This is a genomic window from Streptomyces paludis, from assembly GCF_003344965.1.
Taxonomy (GTDB): Bacteria; Actinomycetota; Actinomycetes; order Streptomycetales; family Streptomycetaceae; genus Streptomyces; species Streptomyces paludis.
The window spans coordinates 5,896,174-5,913,885 of record NZ_CP031194.1; the positions used below are offsets into that span (position 1 = coordinate 5,896,174).

Genomic DNA, 17,712 nt, shown 5'->3' on the forward strand with positions numbered 1-17,712 from the left:
CACAGGACACAGCGAGCAGACCCTCCCTCTTCTCCCCGGGACCGTGACCCATGACAGACACCGCATCCACCAGCCGGAGCGGCGGCGACGTCCGCCTCAGCGGGATCAGCAAGACGTACGGCTCTTTCCGCGCGGTCCGGCCGCTCGATCTCACCGTGCCCCAGGGCTCGTTCTTCGCCCTGCTCGGCGCGTCGGGCTGCGGCAAGACCACCACCCTGCGCATGATCGCCGGCCTGGAGGAACCGACCACCGGATCGGTCTTCCTCGGTGACCGGGACGTCACCGCGCTGCCCCCGTACAAACGCCCCGTCAACACCGTCTTCCAGAGCTACGCGCTCTTCCCGCACCTCGACATCCACGAGAACGTCGCCTTCGGGCTGCGCCGCCGGGGGATCAAGTCCGTCGCCGGCCAGGTCGGGGACATGCTCGATCTCGTCCAGCTCGGTGACTTCGCCCGGCGCAAGCCGCACCAGCTCTCCGGCGGCCAGCAGCAGCGGGTGGCCGTGGCCCGCGCGCTGATCAACCACCCGCAGGTGCTGCTCCTGGACGAGCCGCTCGGCGCCCTCGACCTCAAGCTCCGCCGCCAGATGCAGCTGGAGCTGAAGCGCATCCAGACCGAGGTCGGCATCACCTTCATCCATGTGACCCACGACCAGGAGGAGGCCATGACCATGGCCGACACGGTCGCGGTGATGAACGGCGGCCGGGTGGAGCAGCTCGGCAGCCCCGCCGATCTCTACGAGAACCCCGAGACGACCTTCGTCGCCAACTTCCTCGGCACCTCCAACCTCATCGGGACCGAGATCGCCGGGGCCGAGGGGGACGAGCTGGTCGTCAAGACCGCCGGTGTCACCCTCCGGCTGCCCGCCGCCCGATGTCCGGCACCGGCCACGGACGGCGGCGGGCCGGCGGCCGGCGGGCGGCTGCCGGCCGGGGGGCGGCTGCTGGTCGGCGGGCGGCTGCTGGTCGGCGTACGGCCCGAGAAGATATCCCTGACGCACGCGGACGACGCGGACACGATCCCCGAGGGCCGCAACCGGGTCCCCGGCCGGATCGCCGACTCCAGCTTCATCGGCGTCTCCACCCAGTACGTGATCGACAGCCCGGTCTGCCCCGGGCTGGAGGTGTACGCCCAGAACATCGAACGGGACGGCCGGCTCGCCCCCGGCGCCGAGGTCGTCCTGCACTGGAACCCGGCGCACACCTTCGGCCTCGACGCGGCGCAGGATATCGACGCGGGCGTCGAGACGGTGGCCGAGGAGGCCGCGTGACCACCACCGAGGCCCCGCCCGCCGCCGCGCCCCCGCCGTCCCCGGCGCCCCCCGTCCCGGCCGCGCGCAAGCCGTCCGCCCGCAGGCGGCTCGTACCGTACTGGCTGCTGCTGCCCGGCATCCTGTGGCTGCTGGTCTTCTTCGCGCTGCCGCTGGTCTACCAGGCGTCGACCTCCGTGCAGACCGGCTCCCTCGAAGAGGGCTTCACCGTCACCTGGCACATCCAGACCTACGGGGACGCGCTCCAGGAGTACTACCCGCAGTTCATCCGCTCGCTGCTCTACGCGGGCACCGCCACCGTGCTCTGTCTGCTGCTCGGCTACCCGCTCGCGTATCTCATCGCCTTCAAGGCGGGCCGCTGGCGCAATCTGCTGCTGGTCCTCGTCATCGCGCCGTTCTTCACCAGCTTCCTGATCCGCACCCTGGCCTGGAAGACGATCCTCGCCGACGACGGGACGGCCGTCAGCCTGCTGAACTCGCTGCACATCCTCGATGTGACCAGCTGGCTCGGCTGGACCGAGGGCAGCCGGGTGCTGGCCACCCCCATGGCGGTGGTCTGCGGACTGACCTACAACTTCCTGCCCTTCATGATCCTTCCGCTCTACACCTCGCTGGAGCGCGTCGACGGACGGCTCCACGAGGCGGCCGGCGACCTCTACGCCCGGCCGCTGACCACCTTCCGCAAAGTGACCTTCCCGCTCTCGATGCCCGGCGTCGTCTCCGGCACCCTGCTCACCTTCATCCCGGCCAGCGGCGACTACGTCAACGCCGAACTGCTCGGTTCGACGGACACGAAGATGGTCGGCAGCGTCATCCAGACGCAGTTCCTGCGGGTCCTCGACTATCCGACGGCCGCCGCGCTCTCCTTCATCCTGATGGCGATCGTCCTCGTCATGGTCACCTTCTACATCCGCCGAGCCGGGACGGAGGATCTCGTCTGATGCGCTGGTTCCGACGCAACCTCGTCGTTCTCGCGGGTCTGGGCACGCTCGCCTATCTGATCCTGCCGAACATCGTCGTGATGGTCTTCTCGTTCAACAAGCCCAACGGCCGCTTCAACTACACCTGGCAGCGCTTCTCCACGGACGCCTGGCAGGACCCGTGCGGAGTGGCCGACCTGTGCGGCTCGCTGAGCCTCTCGCTGCGGATCGCCGCCTGGGCGACGCTCGGCGCCACCGTGCTCGGCACGATGATCGCGTTCGCGCTGGTCCGCTACCGCTTCCGGGGACGCGGCCCGATCAACTCGCTGATCTTCCTGCCGATGGCGATGCCCGAGGTCGTCATGGCCGCCTCCCTGCTGACGCTCTTCCTGAACCTCGGCGCGCGGCTCGGCTTCTGGACCGTCCTCATCGCCCACATCATGTTCTGCCTCAGCTTCGTGGTGACGGCGGTCAAGGCACGCGTCATGTCCATGGACCCACGGCTCGAAGAGGCGGCCCGCGACCTCTACGCGGGCCCGGTGCAGACGTTCGTACGGGTCACCCTGCCGATCGCCGCGCCCGGTATCGCGGCGGGCGCGCTGCTCGCCTTCGCCCTGTCCTTCGACGACTTCATCATCACCAACTTCAACGCCGGCTCGACCGTGACCTTCCCGATGTTCGTCTGGGGCTCCGCGCAGCGCGGCACACCGGTGCAGATCAATGTCATCGGGACGGCGATGTTCGTCCTGGCCGTCCTGCTGGTGCTCGCCGGGCAGATCGTCGGCAACCGGCGCAAGAAGACCGCCACCACCTGAACACGTCTCTTCCCCTTAGGAGTTGGAAGCCATGGCCTCAAGTGCCCCGCGCGGTACGGCGGTCACGGCCTCGCTCGCCGACGCCCGTCCCGCCCCGTACTGGCTGGACGACCCCGGCAGGCCGGCCGCGCTGCCCGCCCTCAGCGGCGACGAGCACACCGATCTGCTGGTCGTCGGCGGCGGCTACAGCGGGCTGTGGACCGCGCTCCTCGCCAAGGAACGCGATCCGGCCCGGGATGTCGTCCTGGTCGAGGGCCGCGAGGTGGGCTGGGCGGCCTCCGGCCGCAACGGCGGCTTCTGCGCCGCCTCCCTCACCCACGGCTTCGCCAACGGACTCGCCCGCTGGCCCGGGGAGCTGGCGGAGCTGGAGCGGCTCGGCGCGCGGAACCTCGACGCCATCGAGGCGGCCGTCGGCCGGTACGCCCTCGACTGCGACTTCGAGCGCACCGGCGAGATCGACCTCGCCACCGAGCCGCACCAGCTCGCCGAACTCCACGCGGCGTACGAGGAGGCCACCGCGCTCGGCGTCCCCGGTCTGGAGCTGCTCGACCGGGACGCCGTACGCGCCGAGGTCGACTCGCCCACCTTCCTCGGCGGGGTGTGGGACCGGCGCGGTGTCGCCATGCTCCACCCGGCCAAGCTGGTCTGGGGCCTCAAGCGGGCCTGCGCGGACCTCGGCGTACGGATCTACGAGCGCACCCCGGCCCTCGGGCTGGCCCGCTCCGGCGCCGCGATGGCCGTCCGTACGCCGCACGGCAGGATCTTCGCGCGGCGGGTCGCGCTCGGCACCAACGTCTTCCCGTCGCTGGTCCGGCGTGTCCGCCCGTACACCGTCCCGGTCTACGACTACGCGCTGATGACCGAGCCGCTGACGGCGGAGCAGCTCGGCGCGATCGGCTGGCGCAACCGGCAGGGGCTGGCGGACAGCGCCAACCGCTTCCACTACTTCCGGCTGACCGCCGACCACCGTGTCCTGTGGGGCGGTTACGACGCGGTCTATCCGTTCGGCGGCCGGCTCAGCGCCGACCGGGACCACCGCCCGGAGACGTACCGCACGCTCGCCGCCCACTTCTTTACCTGCTTCCCGCAGCTGGAGGGGGTGCGCTTCAGCCACACTTGGGGCGGCGCGATCGACACCTGCACCCGCTTCGCGCCGTTCTTCGGCACGGCGTACGGCGGCCGGGTCGCGTACGCCGCCGGTTACACCGGGCTCGGGGTCGGCGCGACGCGCTTCGGCGGCGAGGTGATGCTCGATCTGCTGGCGGGGGAGCGGACCGAACGCACCGCGCCGGCCATGGTGCGCGAGAAGCCGCTGCCGTTCCCGCCCGAGCCGGCCGCCTGGGCGGGGATCGCCCTCACCCAGTGGTCGCTGGCGCGGGCGGACGCCCGGGGCGGGAGGCGCAACGCGTGGCTGCGGACGCTGGACCGGCTGGGGCTGGGGTTCGACAGCTGAGGTCCGGCTGCTGAGGTCCGGCGGTACGGGGTCACCGCTCGCCGCCGCCGCTGGCTGTGAGGCAGATCACCGGCGGCGCCGGGCGAACCCGCGTCATCGCACGGCAGCAGCGCGCTCCCTCCATCAACGGGCCGTCCAACAAGGCGGCGGTCCACAGATGGAGGGAGGCCGGGCGATGACCGACCCGGGGGAGAAGAGCACGGTGGAGCGGAGCGCCGTCGCGTGGCTGGCGTCGGTGGCACCCGACCCCGACGCCTGCCGCCGGGAGTGGGAACGCAGCCCGGCCGGGGTGGCGCTGCTGCCCGCCGGCCGGCGCTGGGACGTCCTGATCCTCCCCGGCGAGCTGGGCTATCCGACGCTCGACGTGCTGACCGGCCTGGTCGACCGGCTGGGCCCCGTGCTCGCCGACTTCGGCGACGCGCGGATGGGCTTCTTCGTACCGCCGGACACGGTGGAGCGCTGGCTCGGTACGGGCGTACGGGGCGCCGGGCGCGGCACCTGGATCGTCGTCCCGTACCCGGGGCGCGCGAGCGGCGGGGTGCGCTGGCTGATCCCCCCGGACGGTACGGGCACCCTCACGGACCCGGCGCTGCTGGAACTGGCGATGCACGAGGCGGCGGCGGGCCTGGCGGAGCGCCGGAAGACGGACGAGAAGGCGGACGGGAAGGACGGGGACTGACCGGCCGGTCAGTCGCCGGGCCGAGCAGTCTCCCGGGGCCGGCGGACCCGTCGTACCAAGGCCGCCACCACCCCCGCGACCAGCGGGAACATCGCGCACAGCAGCACACTGCCGATCACGTCCAGCGGCCAGTGGTAGCCGCGCAGTACCAGTCCCGCGCCCGTCGCCACGGTGAGTACGGCGGCGGCGGGCAGGGTACGGCGGCGGCCGGCGTAAGGGGCCAGCAGCAGCGCGGCTCCGCCGTACGCGACCATCGCCGTGGCCGTGTGCCCGGACGGGTAGTAGCCGGTGGCGTCGGTGAACGGGCCCGGTCGGTCGGTCCAGAGCTTGAGCGGTACGACCAGCGCGGGCACCGCCGCCATCGCGCCGGCCGCCGCCCACGCCCGTACCCGCTCCCCGCGCCACACCGCGTAACCGATCGCCGCCACCAGCACCGGCAGCGCGACCGGCAGGGAGCCCAGATCGGCGAGGAGTTCCGTCAGCGGCCGTGGACCCCGGCCCGCCAGCGCGCCACCGAGGCGCTCGTCCGCCGCGCGCAGCGGGCCGCCCGCCACCACCTGCCGGGTGACGAGCGCGAAGAGGACGGCGAGCGAAGCTAGAGAGAAGGCAGAAACAAGAGAAAACGGCCGCCCGGGAACAGGGGGGGGAGTTCCGGGGCGGCCGTACGGACCGGTGTGCCGCACGCCCCGGGGGGTTTGGGGCGGGCGGCCATCCGATCGGTGAGGAGATCCGGAGCCAGAAGCTCCAGTGATGTGCGCGAAGGCACGACCGAAGCGGCGCTGGGGATGCCCCGCATCAGTCTCGCCCGCAGTCTCCTGCGAGCGGGGTGTATCTCTCATCTGGGAAGACCGTACGTGAGGTGCGAGGGTGCCGACAGCCACATCGGCCTCTCGCCATGGCCCCCGCACACCTTCTTCACAGGCCCTGCTCAGAGGCCCGCGAGCGCCTCCTCGATGATGTCCAGACCCTCGTTCAGCAGGTCCTCGCCGATCACCAGCGGCGGCAGGAAGCGCAGCACATTGCCGTACGTGCCACAGGTCAGCACCAGCAGCCCCGCCGCGTGGCACGCCTTGGCGAGCGCGGCGGTCGCCTCGGCGGCGGGCTCCTTCGTACCGCGGTCCTTCACCAGCTCGACCGCGATCATCGCGCCGCGGCCCCGGATGTCACCGATCAGCTCGTGCTTCTCGGCCATGGCCGCGAGCCGGTCCTTCATGACCGTCTCGATGCGCTTGGCCTTCCCCGCCAGATCCAGCTCCCGCATCGTCTCGATGGAGCCGAGCGCGGCGGCGCACGCCACCGGGTTCCCGCCGTACGTACCGCCGAGTCCGCCCGCGTGCACGGAGTCCATGATCTCGGCGCGGCCGGTGACGGCGGCGAGCGGCAGCCCGCCCGCGATGCCCTTGGCCGTGGTGATCAGGTCGGGGACGATCCCCTCGTCCTCGCAGGCGAACCACTGGCCGGTACGGCAGAAGCCCGACTGGATCTCGTCCGCCACGAACACGATCCCGTTGTCCTTGGCGAACTTCGCCAGCGCGGGCAGGAAGCCCTTCGCCGGCTCGATGAAGCCGCCCTCGCCGAGCACCGGCTCGATGATGATCGCGGCGACGTTCCCGGCGCCGATCTGCTTGCTGATCTGGTCGATGGCCTGGGCGGACGCCTCGGCGCCACAGTTCTCGGGGCCGGTCGGCCAGCGGTAGCCGTACGCGACCGGTACCCGGTAGATCTCCGGGGCGAACGGGCCGAAGCCGTTCTTGTACGGCATGTTCTTCGAGGTCAGCGCCATGGTCAGATTCGTACGGCCGTGGTAGCCGTGGTCGAAGACGACGACGGCCTGGCGCTTGGTGTACGACCGGGCGATCTTCACGGCGTTCTCGACGGCCTCGGCGCCCGAGTTGAACAGCGCCGACTTCTTGGCGTGGTCGCCCGGCGTCAGCTCCGCGAGCCGCTCACAGACCTCGACGTACCCCTCGTACGGCGTGACCATGAAACAGGTGTGGGTGAAGTCCGCGAGCTGCGCGGACGCCCGGCGCACCACGGCCTCGGCGCTCGCGCCGACCGAGGTCACGGCGATACCGGAACCGAAGTCGATCAGCCGGTTGCCGTCCACGTCCTCAAGGATCCCGCCGTCCGCGCGGGCGGCGAACACGGGCAGCACGGACCCCACCCCACCGGCGACCACGGAGGTACGGCGGGCCTGGAGTTCCCGCGACTTGGGTCCGGGGACGGGGGTGACGAGGCGGCGCTCCTGCGGAACAGTGGTCATGAGGGGCTCCTGGGGGAGTTTCACGGGATGAGACCGACCGGCGGTCTTTTCGGCTTTCCCCGCAGGCTAGGGGGGACGGGCGGGCCCGGGCATGCGCCGTTCGGGAGTGGTGCGCGCGTGTCGTTGTCCGCGACGGACATAGCGTGGGGCACACCTTGGCGGGCGCGGGACGGCGATCCACCCGGCGATCCCCCGGCGATCCACCCGGCGCCCCCCGGTGATCCACTCGGTGAGCTACCCGCCGAATCCCGTACGGGGACAGTAGATTGACGGGGGCACAAGGGCGGAGACCGCACAGGGGGCAGGGCTTTCATGGACACGGACGGCACCGGCACGCACAACGCACCCCCCGGCCCGGTCCCGGCGCCCACCGGCTCCGTACCCCCGCTGCCGCGCCCGGCGGCGCCGCCCCGGCCCTCGTACGCCCCGGCCCCGCCGTCGCACCCCCCGGCGGAGGCCGCCGCGCGGTCCGCCGCCGTCTCCCTGGACGACTGGCTCCGTACCCCCCGGCGCGCCGAGGCCCCCGGGGTCTGGGGGTACGGACATGTGCCGAGGCCGCCCGAGAAGCCCGACGGCGTGCCCCATCGACAGCTGTTCGTCGGCGTGCTGATCTCCGTGTTCGTCGGCACGCTCGTCTGGACCCTCTGGCGCAACGGCTACATCCCGTACCGGCTGGTCCCGCTGAAGCTCTTCACCCCGGGCGACTGGTGGTACGCGGGAAGCTTCGGCGGTCCGCGGACCCAGGAGGCGGCGCGGGCCGTCGTCGTCTACGAAGCGCTGCTCTTCGGGCTGCTGGTGTACGTCTGCGCCCGGCTCGGGAACTGGGCCGAGCTGTTCCGGCGCCATGTCGCCCGCCGGGGGCAGCCCTTCCGCGCCGCCGCCACCGCGGCCGGAGGCGCGCTGGCGCTGCTGCTGGTCTGGCAGGACATCCTGCCGGTCGCGCGGCCGGTGCTGATCGTGGTCGCCTGGATCGCGGGCGGCGAGCTGTTCCAGAGCCAGAACACCGTGAACGTGATCTACGTGCTGATCAGCGTCGGCGTGCTCTGGCCCTTCGCCCGGCTGGGCGAGTGGCGCGCGCTCGTGGCGCGTTACGCGGGGGCCCGCGCGACGACGGGACCCGGTGCCGGGGCGGGATCCGGTGCCGCGGTGGCCGATGGCGCCGCGCACCCGGACGCGGAGGCCGCCGCCCCCTCGCCCGCCGAGTGGCCGGAGCTGCGGGCCGCCGGGCAGCGGGACGCCGCCGAGACCCTGGCCGCCGAGGCGCGCGCCGGCGGGATGAACGACGTCGACTGCGCCCGGCTGCGCCGCGCGTGGTCCGTTGCCGCCGCCCGGCCCGAACGGATCGCCGCCTTCACCGAGGCGGTGCTGCGCAAGGGCGCCGCCGCCTGCCCGCACCCCTCCGGGGACCGCGACCTGCCGCAGCGCACCGCCCGGCACGACCTGCTCACCGGCCAGGTCAGGATCGGCAGCTGCGCGGACGACCCGCACAACCCCTACGAGCGCCGCGGCTCCGGCGTCGCCCTGGAACCCGCCCTCCTCGGCACCTCGCTGCTGGCCGTCGGCCCGCCCGGCGCCGGGAAGTCCGGCCGGCTGGTGCGGCCCCTCGTCGAATCCCTCGCGCTCCAGGCGCTCGCCGGGCAGGCCGCCGTGGTCGCGGTCTGTGCCGCCGGCACCCCGCTCGGGCCCGACAGCGCGTACGACGTCGTCATCAAGATCGGTGACCCCGCGTCCCCGCACGACCTCGACCTGTACGGCGGCACCACCGACCCCGACGAGGCCGCGGCGGTCCTCGCGGAGGGGCTGGCCGGCGATGTCGGCACGGTCGACGGCCGCCGCGCGGCCTCCGCGCTGGCCCAGCTCATCGGTCCGTACCGGGCCGCCCACGGCCACTTCCCGGCGGTGCCCGTGCTCCGCGAGCTGCTCGACGGGGACCCGGCCGCGCTGACCGGCCTGCGGGCGGCGCTGACGGCCGCCGACGACCGCGCGATGCTCCGCGAACTCGACGCCCGCGCCCGCCAGGCGGGCGGCGCGGGCGACCCCGGTCCGCTGCTCTCCGACCGGCTCGCGCTGCTCGACCGGCCCGCGTTCGCGGAGTTCTTCGCCACCGGAGCGCGGACCCGCGTCTTCTCGCTGCGCTCCTTGGAGGGGCTGCCCGTACGGGTACGGATCGAGCTGCCCGAGCGCGCCCACGCCGAGGCGTCCCGGCTGCTCGCCCGGCTTGTCCTCGCCCAGTTCACGGCGGTCGCGGCGGCCCGTACGGACCGGTCGCTCTTCATCTGCCTCGTCCTGGACGACGCGACCCACACCCTCACCCCCGAGACCGTGCGCGGGGTGCGGCGGCTCCGGTCGGTGAACGCGGGGGCGGTCCTCGCGCTGCGGACCATTGACGATGTAGCGGAAGGGCTGCACACGGCGCTGCTCGGCGCGGTCGGCTGCTGCATGGCGTTCTCGGGTGTCACCACCTGGGACGGCAAGCGCTTCGCCGAGGTGTGGGGCAAGGAGTGGGTGGAGACCCGCGAGGTCGCCCAGCACACGGTCTTCGCGGACCAGCCGTTCACCCGGGCCGTCCACGCGCTGCGGAAGCTCGTCACCGGCAAGGCCGTGACCACGGACGCCGTTACCGTCCGGCAGGTCGAGCGCGAGCGCTGGTCCGCCTCCGAGCTTGCGTACGAGGTCCCCGCCGGGCACGCCGTGCTGTCCCTCCGTACGGTGGCGGGCGACCACGCCCCGCCGCTGCTGGTGGACCTGCGGGGCTGAGGGCGGGCCGGGGTGCGAGGCCGGGGGCCGAGTGCGAGCACCTCGCTTCGTACAGGCTGGCAGAATCGGGGTACGCCGTTCATACGGGACGGCGTACTCGTCTCGTCCCGCGTTTCCTCCGGAGCGGGCGGTGACGGTGGCAGCGGCATCGGCCTCCGTGACCGGCCCGCCGTTCCCGAAAGTACGACGGTTCCGCCATGCCGCCCACGCTCGCCTCGCTCGTCCAGCACTCGGCGCTCCATCTGACCGTGCACGCGGGGGAGGACCGGCTGCGGACGCCCGTGCGGTGGGTGCACGCGAGTGAGCTGGCCGATCCCGTGCCGTACATGGAGGGCGGCGAGCTGCTCCTCATCACGGCGACCACGCTCGACGCCGCGGATCCGGAGGCGATGCGGCGCTACGTACGGCGGCTGACCGGCGCGCGCGTGGCCGGGCTCGGCTTCGCGATCGGCGTGAACTACGACGAGATCCCCGAGGCGCTCGTCACGGCGGCCCGCGAGGCCGGGCTGCCGCTGCTGGGCGTGCCGCGCCGGACCCCGTTCCTCGCCATCAGCAAGGCGGTGTCGGCGGCCCTCGCGGCCGACCAGTACCGCGCCGTCACCGCCGGGTTCGACGCCCAGCGCGAGCTGACCCGCGCGGCGCTCGCCGACGGGCCCGCCGGGCTGCTGGCCCGGCTCGCGGCGCATGTCGACGGCTGGGCCGCGCTGTACGGCGCGTCCGGCGCGGTCGTGGCCGTCGCCCCGGAGTGGGCCGCGCGGCGGGCGGCGCGGCTGACGGACGAGGTACGGCGGCTCCGTGAGCGGCCCGCGCCGGCGAGCGCGGTGGTGTCGGGGGCCGACGCCGGTCCCGATGCCGGTCCCGATGCCGATGCCGATGCCGATGCCGATGCCGGTGGCGGTGGCGGTGGCGATGGCGGTCCCGATGGCGACGCCACCGCCACCGACGCCACCGACCGCGTCGAACTCCAGTCGCTCGGCACCGGCCGTCGCGTACGCGGCGCGCTCGCCGTAGGTACGGGCGCGGCGCTCGGGACCGCCGAGCGGTACGCCGTGCACTCCGCGATCGCCCTGCTCACCCTCACGACCGAGCGCTCCCGTGCCCTCCAGTCGGCCGAACAGCGCCTCGGCGCCGCCGTGTTGCGCATGCTGCTCGCCGGACAGTCCGACCACGCGCGCGCCGTCGCGGGCGACCTGTACGGAGCGCTGCTGGACGCCCCGTTCCGGCTGCTGATCGCGGAGACCGCGACCGGACAGACCGCGGCTGTACGGGCCCCCGCCGCGCAGGGCGCCGCCGATCCGTCCGACCACCCGCTCCACGTCCTCACCGAGGTTCTGGAGGCGGCGGCGGCCCGGGCGGGCGAGCCCGTGCTCGCGGTCCCGGACGGCGAGGAGCGGCTCGCGGTCCTCGCCGTGGACGGCGGCTCGACCGTCACGACCTGCGTGGCGTACGCGCGGCGCGAGTCCGAGGAGGCGGGCGTCGTCATCGGCCTCTCCGCGCCCACCGGCCCCACGGCCACGGCAGGCGCCTACAAGCAGGCCGAACAGGCCCTCTCCGTGGCGCGCCGCCGGGGCCGCGCCCTGGTCGAGCACGAGGAACTCGCCGCCGGCTCCCTCCTGCCCCTGCTGGCCGACGACGCCGTACGCGCCTTCGCCGACGGCATGCTCCGCGCCCTGCGCGAACACGACGCCAAGGGCCGCGGCGACCTGGTGGCCTCGCTGCACGCCTGGCTCTCCCGCCACGGACAGTGGGACGCGGCGGCGGCCGACCTGGGCGTCCACCGCCATACGCTGCGCTACCGGATGCGCCGGGTGGAGGAGATCCTCGGCCGCTCCCTGGACGACCCGGACGTACGGATGGAACTGTGGCTGGCCCTGAAGACAACGGCCCCCAGCGCAACGCCGGAGGCCCAGTCCCCAACGGCGTAGCCCCCGACAGGCCCGCCCCCACCGACCGGCACCGGCTGCCCCCGCCCCGCCGCGCACGCCCCGCGCGGTCGCCGTACCGGCTGCGCCGTACCGGCTGCGCCGTACCGGCTGCGCCGTACCGGCTGCGCCGTACCGGCTGCGCCGTACCGGCTGCGCCGTACCGGCTGCGCCGTACCGGCTGCGCCGTACCGGCTGCGCCGTACCGGCTGCGCCGTACCGGCTGCGCCGTACCGGCTGCGCCGTACCGGCTGCGCCGTACCGGCTGCGCCGTACCGGCTGCGCCGTACCGGCTGCGCCGTACCGGCTGCGCCGTACCGGCTGCGCCGTACCGGCTGCGCCGTACCGGCTGCGCCGTACCGGCTGCGCCGTACCGGCTGCGCCGTACCGGCTGCGCCGTACCGGCTGCGCCGTACCGGCTGCGCCGTACCGGCTGCGCCGTACCGGCTGCGCCGTACCGGCTGCGCCGTACCGGCTGCGCCGTACCGGCTGCGCCGTACCGGCTGCGCCGTACCGGCTGCGCCGTACCGGCTGCGCCGTACCGGCTGCGCCGTACCGGCTGCGCCGTACCGGCTGCGCCGTACCGGCTGCGCCGTACCGGCTGCGCCGTACCGGCTGCGCCGTACCGGCTGCGCCGTACCGGCTGCGCCGTACCGGCTGCGCCGTACGCCGTACCGGCTGCGCCGTACCGGCTGCGCCGTACCGGCTGCGCCGTACCGGCTGCGCCGTACCGGCTGCGCCGTACCGGCTGCGCCGTACCGGCTGCGCCGTACCGGCTGCGCCGTACCGGCTGCGCCGTACCGGCTGCGCCGTACCGGCTGCGCCGTACCGGCTGCGCCGTACCGGCTGCGCCGTACCGGCTGCGCCGTACCGGCTGCGCCGTACCGGCTGCGCCGTACCGGCTGCGCCGTACCGGCTGCGCCGCCGCGCATCGCCCCCACCCCACCCCGCCCCCGTACGACATTGCGGCACACCGCGACACCCCATCACTCCACCCCGGACAACCCCCCACGCGCCCCCACGCCCCTACCGTGGACCCCACACGGTCATTCACCCCCGGATCTACTCGGAAGGGCCCGGACCCGCCATGACTTCCACCCACGCCTTCTGGCTCGCCGGCCGCCAGGCCACCGGCGACGACACGTTCGATGTCACCTCCCCCTGGGACAACCGGCTCGTCGGCACCGTCGCCGTGCCGACCGACGCCCAGATCGAGGAGGCCGTCGCGGCGGCGCACGCCGTGCGGGACGAGTTCGCCGCGACGCCCGCGCATGTACGGGCCGCCGCCCTCGACCACGTCTCGCGCCGGCTCGCCGAGCGCACCGAGGAGATCGCCCGGCTGATCTCCGCCGAGAACGGCAAGCCGCTCAAGTGGGCCCGCGGCGAGGTCGGCCGGGCCGTCTCCGTCTTCCGGTTCGCCGCCGAGGAGGCCCGCCGCTTCAACGGCGGCGAGGCGCAGCGCCTGGACACCGACGCGGGCGGCACCGGCCGGCTCGCGCTGACCCGTCGCTTCCCGCGCGGCACCGTCCTCGGGATCGCGCCGTTCAACTTCCCGCTCAACCTCTGCGCGCACAAGATCGCGCCCGCGATCGCGGCCGGCGCGCCGATCATCCTCAAGCCCGCCCCGGCGACACCGCTCTCCGGGCTGGTCCTCGGCGAGCTGCTGGCCGAGACGGACCTCCCGGCCGGCTCCTGGTCCGTACTGCCCGTGCCGAACGACCGGATGCCCGCCCTCGTCCAGGACGAGCGGCTGCCGGTGATCTCCTTCACCGGCTCCGACAAGGTCGGCTACGCGATCATGGATTCGGTGCCGCGCAAGCACTGCACCCTGGAGCTGGGCGGCAACGGCGCGGCCGTCGTCCTCGCCGACTACGCGAGCGACCAGGACCTCGACTGGGCCGCGACCCGGATCGCCACCTTCTCGAACTACCAGGGCGGCCAGTCCTGCATCTCCGTACAGCGCGTGATCGCGGACGCGTCCGTGTACGACCGGCTGGTGCCCAGGATCGTCGCCGCCGTCGAGGCCCAGACCACCGGTGACCCCGCCGACGACACCACGGATGTCGGTCCGCTCGTCAGCGAGGACGCCGCCAGGCGCGTCGAGGGCTGGGTCGACGAGGCGGTACGGGCCGGGGCCCAGCTGCTGACCGGCGGCAAGCGGGACGGGGCGTCCTACGCGCCCACCGTCCTCGCCGAGGTCCCCGCGGACAGCACCCTCGCCCAGGAGGAGGTCTTCGGACCCGTCCTGACGCTCCAGCGGGTGGACGGCGAGGCCGCGGCGTTCGGGACGGTGAACGGCTCGAAGTACGGCCTCCAGGCAGGGGTGTTCACCCATGACCTCCAGGCCGCCTTCCGCGCCCACCGCGCCCTGGAGGTCGGCGGCGTGATCATCGGCGACGTCCCGTCGTACCGCGCCGACCAGATGCCGTACGGCGGAGTCAAGCAGTCCGGGGTCGGCCGCGAGGGCGTGCGGTTCGCGATGGAGGACTACACGTACGAGCGGGTCCTGGTGCTGACGGGACTGGACTTGTAGGAGGTACGGGGAGCGGCGCGCCCGCACCGGTCGAGGCACGCGTCCCGTGTTCCACGACTGGTGCGGGTGCCCGGGGTCGGGTACATCTCGGAGGGATACACCGGAGGGAGACAAGGGACGCGGACGCGTCCCGGGTCCCCTTCCGCTCCCCTCCCCATCCCCCTCCCACCCCCACTCCGCGGCGAGGTGATGTCCTCATGTCCGCTCCACCCACCCGCTCGACGCACTCCGACCCGTCCCGTCCCTCCGCACCGCATGAACGTTCCGGTGAACCTTCCGGCCCGCCCAAGGTCTCCGAGCGCGAGGCCCGCCGGGTCGCGGAAGCCGCCCGCGAGCAGGGCTGGCGCAGGCCGAGCTTCGCCAAGGAGATGTTCCTCGGCCGCTTCCGCCTCGATCTGATCCATCCGCACCCGCTGCCCGCGCCCGACGACGTACGGCGCGGCGAGGAGTTCCTGGCGAAGGCGCGCGCGTTCTGCGAGACCCGGATCGACGGCGCGCTGATCGAGCGCGAGGCCCGGATCCCCGACGAGGTGATCCGCGGCCTCAAGGAGCTGGGCGCACTCGGGATGAAGATCGACACCGCGTACGGCGGCCTCGGCCTCACCCAGGTGTACTACAACAAGGCCCTCGCGCTCTTCGGCACCGCCAGCCCCGCGGTCGGCGCGCTGCTCTCCGCGCATCAGTCGATCGGCGTACCGCAGCCGCTCAAGCTCTTCGGCACGCCGGAGCAGAAGGACGCCTTCCTGCCGAGGCTGGCCCGTACGGACATCTCCGCGTTCCTCCTCACCGAGCCGGACGTGGGCTCCGACCCGGCCAGGCTGGCGACGACGGCCGTGCGGGACGGCGACGCGTATGTGCTCGACGGGGTGAAGCTGTGGACGACCAACGGGGTCGTCGCGGATCTGCTGGTGGTGATGGCCAGAGTCCCGAAGCCGGAAGGCGCCGAAGAGGCCCCGGAGGGGAGCCGGGGCGGGATCACCGCGTTCGTCGTCGAGGCGGACTCCCCGGGCATCACGGTCGAGCACCGTAACGCCTTCATGGGCCTGCGCGGCCTGGAGAACGGCGTCACGCGCTTCCACCGGGTCCGGGTCCCGGCGGCGAACCGGATCGGCCCCGAGGGCGCGGGCCTCAAGATCGCCCTCACCACCCTCAACACCGGCCGGCTCTCGCTCCCCGCGATGTGCGTGGGCGCGGGCAAGTGGTGTCTGCGGATCGCCCGCGAGTGGTCGGGCGCCCGTGAGCAGTGGGGCCGGCCGGTGGCCCGGCACGAGGCGGTGGGCGCGAAGATCTCGTTCATCGCGGCGACCACGTTCGCGCTGGAGGCGGTCGTGGACCTGTCCTCCCAGATGGCGGACGAGGACCGCAACGACATCCGGATCGAGGCGGCCCTCGCCAAGCTGTACGGCTCCGAGATGGGCTGGCTGATCGCCGACGAACTCGTCCAGATCCGCGGCGGCCGGGGCTTCGAGACCGCCGACTCGCTGGCCGCCCGCGGCGAACGGGCCGTCCCCGCCGAGCAGATGCTCCGCGACATGCGGATCAACCGGATCTTCGAGGGCTCCACCGAGATCATGCATCTGCTGATCGCGCGCGAGGCGGTCGACGCGCATCTCGCCGTCGCCGGGGACATCATCGACCCGGACACCTCCCTCTCCGACAAGGCGCGGGCGGGCGCGAAGGCGGGGCGGTTCTACGCGGGCTGGCTGCCGAAGCTGGTCGCGGGCCCCGGCCAACTGCCCGGCTCGTACGCCGAGTTCCATCCCGCCGGGCATCCGGATCTCGCCGTACACCTGCGCTATGTCGAACGGACCGCGCGCAAGCTCGCCCGCTCCACCTTCTACGCCATGTCGCGCTGGCAGGGCCGGATGGAGACCAAACAGGGCTTCCTGGGCCGGATCGTCGACATCGGCGCCGAGCTGTTCGCGATGAGCGCCGCGTGTGTACGGGCCGAGATGCTGCGGGCGAACAGGGACCACGGACGCGAGGCGTACCAACTGGCCGACGTGTTCTGCCGGCAGGCGCGGATCCGGGTCGAGGAACTCTTCCACCGGCTCTGGACCAACACCGACGAACCGGACCGCCGGGTGGTGGACGGCGTCCTGGCCGGTACGTACACCTGGCTGGAGGAGGGGGCGGTGGACCCGAGCGGCACCGGCCCGTGGATCGCGGACGCGGCGCCGGGACCGACGGAACGGGAGAACGTGCACCGGCCGATCCGCTGACGGGCCGGGCGGCCGAGGGGCCGGGCGGCCGGCCCCTCGGCGCGCCACCTGGTCAACTCATCGTCGGGTGCCGCAGGCAGGACAGAAGGCGGCCGACGCGGGCAGGTCGGCATGGCAGGACCCGCAGGTGTCGGGCCGGGCCAGCTGGTGGCCGCAGCCCGGGCAGAAGGCGCTGCCCCGGGTCTCGGCGCGGCACTGCGGGCACACCAACTGCCGTGCCGCCTGGCCGTCGAAGCGCTGCCCGGCCTGCTGTCCGGCCGCGTACGCCCGCTCCGAGGCCATGTCGTTGAGCCCGCGCTGACGGGCCGCGACGGCCTCGGCGGCGGTGTCCGGCGCGCAATTGAGACAGATTCCCTGCTCGGCGTTCCAGCAGCGGTTGCAGACGTAGTTCGTGCACCGCGCGCAGCGGTTGAAGTGCCCCTGGGCGTTGGATATCGCGCGCTGGAAGGCGGCGTCACGCGCACTGCCGTACCCCGCCCCGGCCAGCCCGTCCGCCGCGTTCGACACCCCGCTGCCGGTCCGCCCGAACAGCCCCCAGGCGGCGTTCACGCCCCGGCCGACCCAACCGGCGACCCGCCCGCTGGTGTACGGCTCGAACGGGGAGCGCCAGGTGTCCTGACACCGGTTGCAGGAGAACTCGAACTGGAAGCCGGCCCCCGTGCCCTGCTGTTCGCACAGGTCCCGGTAGTTGTTGCTGAAGTAGATCTCTGTACTCATCCGTACCTCCCCGCGCGGCGACACCGCGCCCCCAGTGGCTTGTTCACGCTCCAGCCGATTGACGCGCGGGGCGCTGTCCCGTACCGGTGCGAGGCACACAGTGACACATCTGTGCGGGTTGGCGTGCGGCTGTCGTATTTACGCGGCCGGGATACGCGCC

General features: G+C 73.4%; 13 protein-coding genes. 10 read left to right on the top strand and 3 right to left on the bottom strand.

Annotated elements, in window-relative coordinates:
- Positions 1–50 precede the first annotated feature (50 nt).
- From DVK44_RS26120 to DVK44_RS26140, 5 genes are all read left to right on the top strand, one after another.
- Positions 51–1,271 (top strand): ABC transporter ATP-binding protein, encoded by a 1,221-nt coding sequence (locus tag DVK44_RS26120; protein ID WP_114662457.1) that lies wholly within the window; start codon positions 51–53, stop codon positions 1,269–1,271.
- The gene (locus DVK44_RS26125) at positions 1,268–2,212 is read left to right on the top strand and encodes an ABC transporter permease (protein WP_114662459.1); all 945 of its coding nucleotides are present in this window, start codon (positions 1,268–1,270) and stop codon (positions 2,210–2,212) included. The genes DVK44_RS26120 and DVK44_RS26125 overlap by 4 nt, the downstream gene beginning before the upstream one ends.
- Positions 2,212–3,006, top strand: a complete 795-nt coding sequence (locus DVK44_RS26130) for an ABC transporter permease (protein ID WP_114662461.1) — start codon at positions 2,212–2,214, stop codon at positions 3,004–3,006. Before DVK44_RS26125 ends, DVK44_RS26130 begins: the two co-directional genes overlap by 1 nt.
- A 31-nt stretch (positions 3,007–3,037) precedes the next feature.
- On the top strand, positions 3,038–4,459 hold the full coding sequence (locus DVK44_RS26135) for an NAD(P)/FAD-dependent oxidoreductase (protein WP_114662463.1): 1,422 nt from the start codon (positions 3,038–3,040) through the stop codon (positions 4,457–4,459).
- A gap of 175 nt (positions 4,460–4,634) precedes the next feature.
- Positions 4,635–5,138 (top strand): bifunctional DNA primase/polymerase, encoded by a 504-nt coding sequence (locus tag DVK44_RS26140; protein WP_114662465.1) that lies wholly within the window; start codon positions 4,635–4,637, stop codon positions 5,136–5,138.
- 8 nt (positions 5,139–5,146) lie between these two features.
- Here the strand turns inward: DVK44_RS26140 and DVK44_RS26145 are convergent, their stop codons facing one another.
- Together DVK44_RS26145 and gabT are read right to left on the bottom strand one after the other, a co-directional pair.
- Positions 5,147–5,977 (bottom strand): phosphatase PAP2 family protein, encoded by an 831-nt coding sequence (locus DVK44_RS26145; RefSeq protein WP_114662466.1) that lies wholly within the window; start codon positions 5,975–5,977, stop codon positions 5,147–5,149.
- 89 nt (positions 5,978–6,066) lie between these two features.
- Complete coding sequence (gabT, locus tag DVK44_RS26150) at positions 6,067–7,401, bottom strand: 4-aminobutyrate--2-oxoglutarate transaminase (protein WP_114662467.1); 1,335 nt, start codon at positions 7,399–7,401, stop codon at positions 6,067–6,069.
- 312 nt (positions 7,402–7,713) lie between these two features.
- On the opposite strand from gabT, the gene DVK44_RS26155 reads away from it, so the two are divergent.
- The 5 genes from DVK44_RS26155 (at position 7,714) to DVK44_RS26185 (ending at position 16,835) form a co-directional block, all read left to right on the top strand.
- On the top strand, positions 7,714–10,158 hold the full coding sequence (locus tag DVK44_RS26155; protein ID WP_114662468.1) for an ATP/GTP-binding protein: 2,445 nt from the start codon (positions 7,714–7,716) through the stop codon (positions 10,156–10,158).
- A gap of 197 nt (positions 10,159–10,355) precedes the next feature.
- Complete coding sequence (locus DVK44_RS26160; RefSeq protein WP_114662470.1) at positions 10,356–12,083, top strand: PucR family transcriptional regulator; 1,728 nt, start codon at positions 10,356–10,358, stop codon at positions 12,081–12,083.
- Positions 12,020–13,171 (top strand): hypothetical protein, encoded by a 1,152-nt coding sequence (locus tag DVK44_RS36510; protein ID WP_162794052.1) that lies wholly within the window; start codon positions 12,020–12,022, stop codon positions 13,169–13,171. The genes DVK44_RS26160 and DVK44_RS36510 overlap by 64 nt, the downstream gene beginning before the upstream one ends.
- Entirely contained in the window at positions 13,168–14,613 is a 1,446-nt protein-coding gene (locus tag DVK44_RS26180) for an aldehyde dehydrogenase family protein (protein ID WP_114662472.1), read from the top strand. The genes DVK44_RS36510 and DVK44_RS26180 overlap by 4 nt, the downstream gene beginning before the upstream one ends.
- A gap of 197 nt (positions 14,614–14,810) precedes the next feature.
- Positions 14,811–16,835: an acyl-CoA dehydrogenase family protein gene (locus DVK44_RS26185; protein ID WP_114662482.1), complete on the top strand. Its 2,025-nt coding sequence runs from the start codon at positions 14,811–14,813 to the stop codon at positions 16,833–16,835.
- A gap of 57 nt (positions 16,836–16,892) precedes the next feature.
- Here DVK44_RS26185 and DVK44_RS26190 read toward each other — a convergent pair whose 3' ends face one another.
- A complete protein-coding gene (locus DVK44_RS26190) occupies positions 16,893–17,552 on the bottom strand; it encodes a zinc ribbon domain-containing protein (protein WP_114662484.1) in 660 nt (219 codons plus the stop codon).
- Between the last annotated feature and the right edge of the window lie 160 nt (positions 17,553–17,712).

Excerpts from the sequence above, each read along its gene's own strand:
- DVK44_RS26145 (WP_114662466.1), bottom strand. The coding sequence starts at position 5,977 with ATGAGAGATACACCCCGCTCGCAGGAGACTGCGGGCGAGACTGATGCG.
- DVK44_RS26155 (WP_114662468.1), top strand. The coding sequence starts at position 7,714 with ATGGACACGGACGGCACCGGCACGCACAACGCACCCCCCGGCCCGGTC.
- DVK44_RS26120 (WP_114662457.1), top strand. The coding sequence starts at position 51 with ATGACAGACACCGCATCCACCAGCCGGAGCGGCGGCGACGTCCGCCTC.
- DVK44_RS26185 (WP_114662482.1), top strand. The coding sequence starts at position 14,811 with ATGTCCGCTCCACCCACCCGCTCGACGCACTCCGACCCGTCCCGTCCC.
- DVK44_RS26135 (WP_114662463.1), top strand. The coding sequence starts at position 3,038 with ATGGCCTCAAGTGCCCCGCGCGGTACGGCGGTCACGGCCTCGCTCGCC.
- DVK44_RS26160 (WP_114662470.1), top strand. The coding sequence starts at position 10,356 with ATGCCGCCCACGCTCGCCTCGCTCGTCCAGCACTCGGCGCTCCATCTG.
- DVK44_RS26130 (WP_114662461.1), top strand. The coding sequence starts at position 2,212 with ATGCGCTGGTTCCGACGCAACCTCGTCGTTCTCGCGGGTCTGGGCACG.
- DVK44_RS26140 (WP_114662465.1), top strand. The coding sequence starts at position 4,635 with ATGACCGACCCGGGGGAGAAGAGCACGGTGGAGCGGAGCGCCGTCGCG.
- gabT (WP_114662467.1), bottom strand. The coding sequence starts at position 7,401 with ATGACCACTGTTCCGCAGGAGCGCCGCCTCGTCACCCCCGTCCCCGGA.
- DVK44_RS26190 (WP_114662484.1), bottom strand. The coding sequence starts at position 17,552 with ATGAGTACAGAGATCTACTTCAGCAACAACTACCGGGACCTGTGCGAA.
- DVK44_RS26180 (WP_114662472.1), top strand. The coding sequence starts at position 13,168 with ATGACTTCCACCCACGCCTTCTGGCTCGCCGGCCGCCAGGCCACCGGC.